Source organism: Streptomyces sp. NPDC059248 (assembly GCF_042753905.1).
In the GTDB taxonomy this organism is placed as follows: Bacteria; Actinomycetota; Actinomycetes; order Streptomycetales; family Streptomycetaceae; genus Streptomyces.
Window position 1 is genome coordinate 23429 of sequence record NZ_JBHYZV010000084.1, and the last position, 7035, is coordinate 30463.

The 7035-nt window shown below is 70.5% G+C and carries 7 protein-coding genes; all 7 read left to right on the top strand.

What is annotated here, in order from left to right:
• The first annotated feature begins 7 nt into the window (after nucleotides 1–7).
• The 7 genes from mpaD to ACFXG1_RS27855 all read left to right on the top strand — a co-directional run bounded on the left by mpaD (nucleotide 8) and on the right by ACFXG1_RS27855 (nucleotide 7023).
• On the top strand, nucleotides 8–1261 hold the full coding sequence (gene mpaD / locus ACFXG1_RS27825; RefSeq protein ID WP_384708364.1) for a daptide-type RiPP biosynthesis aminotransferase: 1254 nt from the start codon (nucleotides 8–10) through the stop codon (nucleotides 1259–1261).
• 58 nt (nucleotides 1262–1319) lie between these two features.
• Nucleotides 1320–2849 carry an amino acid adenylation domain-containing protein gene (locus tag ACFXG1_RS27830; protein WP_384745023.1) on the top strand — a complete coding sequence of 510 codons (1530 nt, stop codon included), beginning with the start codon at nucleotides 1320–1322 and terminating at the stop codon, nucleotides 2847–2849.
• 68 nt (nucleotides 2850–2917) lie between these two features.
• The gene (locus tag ACFXG1_RS27835) at nucleotides 2918–3172 is read left to right on the top strand and encodes a phosphopantetheine-binding protein (protein WP_384708358.1); all 255 of its coding nucleotides are present in this window, start codon (nucleotides 2918–2920) and stop codon (nucleotides 3170–3172) included.
• Nucleotides 3173–3306: 134 nt separating this feature from the next.
• Nucleotides 3307–3927, top strand: coding sequence for an NADPH-dependent FMN reductase (locus ACFXG1_RS27840; RefSeq protein ID WP_384708355.1), 621 nt, complete (start codon nucleotides 3307–3309; stop codon nucleotides 3925–3927).
• Nucleotides 3928–4179: 252 nt separating this feature from the next.
• Complete coding sequence (locus tag ACFXG1_RS27845) at nucleotides 4180–5352, top strand: chitinase (RefSeq protein WP_384708352.1); 1173 nt, start codon at nucleotides 4180–4182, stop codon at nucleotides 5350–5352.
• Nucleotides 5353–5425: 73 nt separating this feature from the next.
• Complete coding sequence (locus ACFXG1_RS27850) at nucleotides 5426–6280, top strand: alpha/beta fold hydrolase (protein ID WP_384745025.1); 855 nt, start codon at nucleotides 5426–5428, stop codon at nucleotides 6278–6280.
• Nucleotides 6281–6405: 125 nt separating this feature from the next.
• Entirely contained in the window at nucleotides 6406–7023 is a 618-nt protein-coding gene (locus ACFXG1_RS27855; RefSeq protein WP_384745027.1) for a DoxX family protein, read from the top strand.
• Nucleotides 7024–7035 lie beyond the last annotated feature (12 nt).

Here is a 7035-nt window from a genome sequence, read left to right on the forward strand (position 1 = left end):
GTGCCCGATGACACATCAGCCCCACACTCTCTGGCCGCACATGATGTCCGTCGAGCGGCAGGGCGACGACGACTACTGCACCGCGTCCGCCCGCGGCGTTCGGCTGACGTTCAGCGACGGCCGCGAGGCCCTTTGCGGTACCAGCGGGCTCTGGAACTGCATCCTCGGCTACGGCAATGAGGCGATCGCGCACGCCGTCCACAAGGCGCTGCGCGACGCCTCGTACCTCAGTCTGTACCGGTACGAGAACGTCTACGCGCGTCGTGCCGCAGAGGCGCTCAGGGAGGTGGCCGGCTCCGAGCACTTCGGCCGGGTCCTCTTCTCGACTTCCGGCGGTGCCGCCAACGACCTCGTCATGAAAGTCGCGCGGCACTACTTCGCACTCCGTGGCGAGCACGTTCGTAAGGGAATCGTCGGCCTCGAAGGCGGTTGGCACGGTCTGACATTCGGTGCCGCCGCCCTGACCGGCGCAGACCTCGGCAACAGGGTGTACGGCATCGACCGGCGGCTCGTCACCCATGTTCGCCCCAACGAGCCCGAGGAGCTGGAGAGGCTGCTCGACAAGCACCGCGGCCGGATCGCGGCCGTCGTGGTGGAGCCGGTCCTGGGCACGCCGGCCCTCGAGTTGTCCGATGCCTATGTGGCGACTCTGCTGCGGCTGCGCCAGGAACACGGCTTCCTGCTGGTGGCCGATGAGGTGACGACGGGTTTCTGGCGGGTGGGCCCCTTCTTCGCCAGCCAGTCCTGGCCGGAACCACCTGACATCCTGCTGACCTCCAAGGCCCTGACCAACGGCACGATGGCGGCGTCCGCGCTGATGGTGTCCCGCGAGGTGGCCGATGCCTTCGTCCACGCGGGAGCGGTCCTGGGGCACGGCGAGACGCAGGCGGGCACACCTGCCTCGGCCGCGGCGATCCTGGCGACGCTCGACGAGATGCGCCGTCTCGACGCCGCGTCCCTCAGCACCGCCCTCTCCCGGCGACTCGACGCCGAACTGGACACCCTGGTCGACGAGGTCGACGAGGTCGCGTCCGCCTCCGGACGTGGCTGCCTGCGCGCCATCATGGTGCGGCACCTCAGCGGTGAACCGCTCGCGGACGCCGAGGTCGCCGCTCTCGTCAGGGCCATCCGCGAAGAGGGGGCCCTCGTCCATCCCGGACCGAGCTGCGTTCAGATCCTTCCGGCGCTGGTCTACTCGCCGGAGGACACGTCGTTGCTGTTCTCCTCCGTCCGCGCCGGCATCAAGAGCCATTTCCGTTAGCCGGGCGCGTGGAGCCGTGACGACAGTGCGTCCAGCCGAGTGAAGAGGAGGCGACAGCATGGAGCTTCGGAACGCGCGGACCCCTCCCGACGGCTGGTCCGGCTCGGGCCGCGTCGACGCGTGGGTGGCCGCGCGGGTGGCGGCGGCACCCGATGCGATAGCGATCCAGGACCGGGACCGCCGCGTCACCTATGCGGAACTCGACCGGGAAGCGGACCGCGTCGCCCGCATGATCTCCGCGCGCGGAGTCGCTCCCGGCGGTTTGATAGGAGTCCGGATGCGGCGCGGGTGGCGCATGTACGCCGCGCTGCTCGGGGTCTGGAAGCACGGTTCCGGCTATGTCCCTGTCGACTTGTCGTATCCCTCCGCCCGGCAGGATTTCATCGTCTCCGACTCCGGGGCAGGGCTCCTGGTGGAGAGCGGGGAGGACGGGTTCACGACGCGTGTGCCGGATTCCGCACCGGAGCGCGCGCCGGTCCCGCCGGACATTGCGTACGTGCTCTACACCTCGGGGTCGACGGGACGCCCCAAGGGAGTCGTCCTGCGGCACGGGAACGTCCTGGCCTTCCTGGACGGTGTCGCCCGCGCCTTCCGGTTCGGGAGCGGCGACATCTGGGCCCAGTTCACCTCGGTCTGCTTCGACATCAGCGTGGCGGAGACCTGGATCCCCCTGGTCACGGGAGCACGGCTCGTGGTCGTTCCCGAAGAGGCGGCCGGCGACCCGGCGGCCTTCCAGCGCCTTCTGTCCGAAACACGGGTGAGCATCCTGAGCCAGGTGCCCACCGTCTTCCGGTACCTGCTGGACGCCGTCGAAGAGGAGGGAACCGAGCTGCCGTCTCTCCGGCAGGTGCTGTTGTGCGGGGAGCCCGTCGAACCGCACACGGTGCTGCGCTGGCTGAAGGCGGGTGTCGCGCCCGACGCGCGAGTCCACAACCTGTACGGCCCGACCGAAGCCACCGTCTACGCGACCTGGTACGAGCTGACCGAGGAGAACCTCGACCCGACACGTCCGACACGTCCCGGAACTCCGATCGGCAGGGCCTTGCCGCATGTGACGGCCGCCGTCATGGACAACGGCGGTCCGGTTCCCCTCGGCCGGAGCGGTGAGGTCTACCTGAGCGGCCCCGGTGTCGCCTGGGGATACCTGGGGCTGCCGGACCGGACCAGCCGCAGCTTCGTCACCCTCGACGGCGGGACGGGGCGCTGGTACCGGACGGGAGACCTGGCCCGCGTCGAGCGGGACGGGCTGTGGTTCGAGGGCCGTACCGACACCCAGGTCAAGTTGCGCGGCTTGCGCATCGAGCTGGGTGAGGTGGAGGCACTGCTCCGCACGCACCGCGGGGTCTCCGAGGCCGCGGTCCTCCTGACGAGAGGGCCGACCGGCGATCCCTTCCTCGTGGCCTACTACGTGGCATCGCCCGCATCCGGGGGTACGGAAGCGCCCGCGTTGCGCGGATACCTCACCGACCGTCTCCCGCCCTACATGGTCCCTTCGAGGTACGTCGCGGTGTCGGAGCTGCCGCTGACCCTCAACGGCAAGCTCGACCGCAAGGCACTCGAAGGGCTCGCACACCCCACGACGGCGTGACGGGCCTCCACCGCACGACGCGCGTGCGCCGGCGTGCGTCGGCATGCGCCGAGAAAGGAAGCCACAGCATGGATCCGAGCATCCTCGCCCTCGTGGTGAACGTCTGGCGGGACGTCCTCAAAGTGGACAGGATCGAGAGCACCGACGACTTCTTCGAGCTGGGCGGGCACTCGCTCCTCGCGAGCCGGGTGCTGGCCCGGCTGGGCAAGGAGACGGGCGGGAAGTTGACTCTGCGGACGTTCGACGAGGCCCCCACGGTCGAATTGTTCGCGGCGGCCCTGGAGGCGGAGCTGAAGGCGGGCACGGGCAGGGGCGGGGACTGAAGGGCGGCGGCCCGGCGGCGCTCGGCGACAACCGACCAAGAGCTGAAGGTCGCGTCCGTCGTACTCCGAGGGCGCGCCGCCCTGAACCGGACAGCAGCCACCGCACACGTCGGATCGACAAAGTGAGAGAACCCATGCAGCAGACCGTGAAGGTCATCGGTATTGGGGGATCGCCCCGGCCTCACTCCACCGCGGAGCGGGCGCTTCGCGCGGTATTGAGGGAGGCGCGGCACCTCGGCGCGGAGACCCACCTGATCGGCGGATCCGAGCTGATGTTCCCGCTCTACGACCCGCGCGAAGAGGTCCGCTCACCACAGGCCCTGCGCCTGATCTCCAAGGTCGCCTCGGCGGACGGAATCATCATCGCCAGCCCTTCGTACCATGGCACCGTCTCCGGTCTGGTCAAGAACGCCCTCGACTACGTGGAGGAGTTGCGCGGTGACGCGCGACCCTATCTGACCGGCCGTGCCGTAGGCCTCCTCGCCGTGGGACAGGGCTGGCAGGGTGCGGTCGCCACGCTGGGGACGCTGCGCACGGTCGCCCACGCGCTGCGCGGCTGGCCCACCCCACTCGGGGTCGCCGTCAACAGCGAGTCGGCCGGCTTCGACGCGGACGGTGGCTGCGACCAACCGCACATCCAGGAGCAGCTGGCGACCATGGCCGGTCAGGTGGTGGAGTTCGCGCACGCGCGCCGGGCCGCCGAGTCCGTCCCCGCCGGGGAGTTCACCGTGGGCGCCGGAAGTGCCACACCATGACGCGGGACGGGAGCCGAAGTCGCTTAGACCTGCTCCCTGTTGGTCCAGACCTCTTGACGGAAGGTCTGGACCAACTTACGTTGTGGCGCACCACCCCCACGTACGTCTCCAGGCCCCCCACAGTCCCAGGAGGTGAGCGTGTCCCGGCGATGTCCCCCCACCCCCGTCCGCCGCGTTCCGTGTCCCTCCCGTCCGGCCGTGAGCCGACGGCCACCGGCTGCCGGAAGCCCGTGGAGACAGGAAGGGACACGCATGAAAGCTCGCCGATCCCGATTCTTCGGGGCGGGCCTCGCCGCCGCCCTGGCCGTCCCGCTGTTCCTGGCCGCCGCCGTGCCGGGACAGGCCGCCGCCGGTCCCCCGAAGGCCGTCCCGCTCGAACTGACGACCAAGCTCGCCGAACGGGCCGCCGACCGGCCCGTCGCGGCCGAACCCGGCCGGGGAGCCGACTCGGCGCAGCGCGCCGCGGCCGACACCTGCGCCATCAAGTCCAAGCCGGCGGGCAAGGTCCTGCACGGCTACTGGGAGAACTGGGACGGCGCGGCCAACGGCGTCCACCCGCCGATGGGCTGGATCCCCATCAACGACTCCCGGATCACCGCCAACGGCTACAACGTGCTGAACGCCGCCTTCCCCGTGATCCTCTCCGACGGCACGGTCCTGTGGGAGGACGGGATGGACCGTACGGTCAAGGTCGCCACCCCGGCCGAGATGTGCGCGGCCAAGGCGAACGGCCTGACCATCCTGCTCTCCATCGGCGGCGCGACCGCCGGGATCGATCTCAGCTCCGCCGCGGTCGCCGACCGGTTCGTCGCCACGGTCGTCCCGATCCTCCAGCGGTACAACTTCGACGGTATCGACATCGACATCGAGACCGGCCTGGTCGGCAGCGGCAACATCAACCAGCTCTCGGCCTCCCAGTCCAACCTGATCCGGATCATCGACGGTGTGCTGGCCCGGATGCCGTCGAACTTCGGTCTCACCATGGCCCCGGAGACCGCGTACGTCACCGGCGGCAGCGTCGTCTACGGCTCCATCTGGGGCTCGTATCTGCCGATCATCAAGAAGTACGCGGACAACGGCCGGCTGTGGTGGCTGAACATGCAGTACTACAACGGGGCGATGTACGGCTGCTCCGGCGACTCCTACGAGGCCGGTACGGTCGCCGGGTTCCGGGCGCAGACCGACTGCCTCAACCGCGGTCTCGTCATCCAGGGCACCACGATCCGGGTCCCGTACGACAAGCAGGCACCGGGTCTCCCGGCCCAGTACGGCGCGGGTGGCGGCTATATGCCCCCGCCGCTCGTCGCCCAGGCGTGGAACGGCTACAACGGCGCGCTGAAAGGTCTGATGACCTGGTCCCTGAACTGGGACGGCTCCCGGAACTGGACCTTCGGCAACAACGTCAAGGCGCTACAGGGCCGCTGACGATACGTCACCGGGCTCCTGGTATCACCGCCGCCCGCGCCCTCCGGCGCGGGCGGCACCTACCCTGGCGGCCATGTCTCCCCGTTCCGAATCCTTCCGCGCCGACGCGGGTCACCTTCTCCATTACCTCGACTACGGCGGCGACGGCCCGGCCCTGGTGGCGCTGCACGGCACCTTCGGGCGCGGGGCGGTCTTCCGGCGGCTGGCGGCCGATCTGGGCGGCCGGGCCCGGGTGTTCGCGCCCGACCAGCGGGGCCACGGTCACAGCGACCGGACGGCCGGGTACGACCGGGACGGGTTCGTCGAGGACGCGGCGTCCTTCGTGCGCGGGCTCGGCCGGGGTCCCGTGGTGGTTCTGGGGCATTCGCTCGGCGGCATCACGGCGTACCAGCTCGCGGCCCGCCATCCCGGTCTGGTGTCGGCGCTGATCGTCGAGGACGTGGGTCCGGTGATGCGGCGGCCGGAGGTGCCGCATCCGGTCCTGGACGTCCGGGGCTGGCCCGCCGAGGCGGCGAGCCGGGCGGCGCTGGCCCGTGCGATCGAGGAGCGGGGGGTCCCCGACAGCGGCTACTTCCTGCAGAGCGCCGTCGAGGCCGGACCGGGGCGCTGGCGGCTGCTGTTCGACTGGGAGGAGATGATGGCCGTCCAGGAGGGCGGTACCGGTGACTGGTGGGACGACTGGCTGGGCTCGTCCTGTCCCGCCCTGGTGGCCCACGGCGGCCGGAGCACCCTGCTGTCCGCGGCCCTCGCCCGGCGGATGGCCGCCGAGCGGCCCGGTACGGAGCTGTGGACGTCCCCGGCGGCCGGGCACTGGATCCACGACGACGACCTGGAGGGGTTCGCCGGGGCCGTCGCGGCCTTTCTGGACCGGCTGCCGGGCATGCGGCGGTCCCGGTCCGGTCCCGGCGGCGGCGGACCGGCGCGGTGATCGAGGGGCCATGACCACCCGGCAATAATGGTCCAGACCTTTACGGGTGCCCAGGTCGCCTTATAGCGTGCTCACCGATGAAACATCCCCCACAGTTTCATCATCCCCCCACAAGGAGTGACACGTTGACGGGCATCCTCGATGCCGCACTGTGCCGCTACCAACGGCACAGCACCACCATCCTCAGAATCACCGTCGGGCTGGTCTTCGTCGGATTCGGTGTCATGAAGTTCGTCCCGGACGCCAGTCCGGCGGAGGACGTCGCGAGCCGGACCATGGACGTCCTCGCCTTCGGGCTCGTACCGCCGGGGGCGACCCGCCCCCTGCTGGCGTTGTTCGAGACCGCGATCGGCGTCGGACTGATCACCGGATTCCTTCTGCGGGTGGTGCTCGCGGCTTTCTTCCTGCACATGGGCGGGGTCTTCGCCGCCCTGCTGATACTTCCCGACGAGATGTGGAACGGCCAACTGCCCACATTGGAGGGGCAGTACATCATCAAGAACGTGGTCCTCATCGCCGCGTGTCTCACGGTCGCGGCCGAGGAGAGCCGCCACACCACGGTGGTCACCCCACGCCGCCGCCACGCCCGGGAGGACGAGCCGCGGCCCGTCCGGGAGCCGGGATCCGGGCTTGTACGCGACCCCGGGCCCCGACCGCTCTGCGACCCCGGGCCCCATCTCGCCGCCCGGAAGCCCGGGACCCGGGCGACCCGGGCGAGCCGGGAGCCGAGCCCCCATCGGTGACACCGGCGGGCG